1 pseudogene is annotated in these 1,496 nt (G+C 68.8%); it reads left to right on the top strand.

Annotation, left to right across the window (positions count from 1 at the left end):
* Positions 1-1,496, top strand: a pseudogene (locus AX690_RS23310) (ice nucleation protein); the annotation flags it as partial.

Below are 1,496 nucleotides of genomic sequence, written 5' to 3'. Positions count from 1 at the left end.
ACCCAGATCGGCGGCCTGTCGGCCAGCCAGGTCGGCGCCCTGACCACGACGAACCTGACCTCGCTGAACGCCACCCAGCTCGGCGCTCTGTCGACGACCCAGGTGAAGGGTCTGACGGCGACCCAGCTGTCCAACCTGACGACCACGAACGTCGGCAACCTGAGCGAGACCCAGGTGGGGGCGTTGAGCGCCTCGCAGATCGGCTCGCTGAGCGCCAACTTCTCGGCCCTGAACGCGACCCAGGTCGGCGCCCTGAGCGAGACCCAGATCAAGGGGATCAACGCTGCGCAGCTGAAGGGACTGTCGACGACCGACGTCGCCGAGCTGTCGACCACCCAGGTTGCGGCTCTGACGCCGACCCAGATTGGCGCCATGGGCGCCAACTTCTCGGCCCTGGACGCGACCCAGGTCGGCGCGCTGTCGACGACCCAGATCAAGGGTCTCACCGCGGCCCAGATGGCCGGCCTGACGACGACCGACGTCGGCGAGCTTTCGACGACCCAGCTTGGCGCGCTCGGCGCTGACCAGATCAAGTCGCTGACGGCGGCCAGCCTATCGGCGCTCGATGCGACCCAGACGGGGGCGCTGTCGACGACCCAGGTCAAGGGTCTGACGACGACCCAGCTGAGCAACCTGACCACCACGGACATCGGCGAGTTGTCGGGGACGCAGCTCAGCGCCCTGAGCAACGCGCAGCTGGCCTCGCTGAGCCTGAACAACGTCAAGGCTCTGTCGACGACCCAACTGGGCGCGCTGAGCTCGACCCAGATGGGCGCGTTCTCCGCCACCAACTTCTCGGCTCTGGACGCCACGCAGGTTGGCAGCCTGACCGAAACCCAGGTCAAGGGCCTGACGACCGCCCAGCTGGGCGGCCTGACGGCGGCCGACATCGCTGAACTGACGGCGACCCAGGTGGGCGCGTTGAGCGCCTCGCAGCTGGGCGCCCTGAGCACCACCGCCGTCTCGGCGCTTGACGCGACCCAGGTCGGCGCGCTGTCGACGACCCAGGTCAAGGGCCTGACGGCCAACCAGCTGAAGAGCTTGTCGACCACTGATGTCGGCGAACTGTCCGAAACCCAGGTCGGGGCTCTGAGCCCGACGCAGCTGGGGGCTCTGAGCACCTCGGCGCTCTCGGCCCTGAACGCGACCCAGGTGGGCGCGCTGTCGACGACCCAGATCAAGGGTCTGACGACGGCCCAGCTGTCCAACCTGACCGCCACCGACATCGGCGAGCTGTCGGCGACCCAGATCGGGGCCCTGACGGCCGATCAGATCAAGTCGCTGACGCCGGCGAACCTGTCGGCGCTGGACGCCACCCAGGTCGGCGCCCTGACCAACAGCCAGGTCGCGGCCATGACCACGACCCAGCTGAAGGGCCTGTCGGTCACTGACATCAATGAGCTGTCGGCCACCCAGGTCGGCGCCCTCGCGGCGGCCCAGATCGGCGCTCTGAGCCAGGCTCAGGCGCAGGAGCTGTCGGTCACCCAGATCGGCGG

The sequence above is a fragment of the Caulobacter sp. CCH9-E1 genome (assembly GCF_001556515.1).
In the GTDB taxonomy this organism is placed as follows: Bacteria; Pseudomonadota; Alphaproteobacteria; order Caulobacterales; family Caulobacteraceae; genus Caulobacter.
This window is presented reverse-complemented; position numbering and strand designations above follow the sequence as displayed.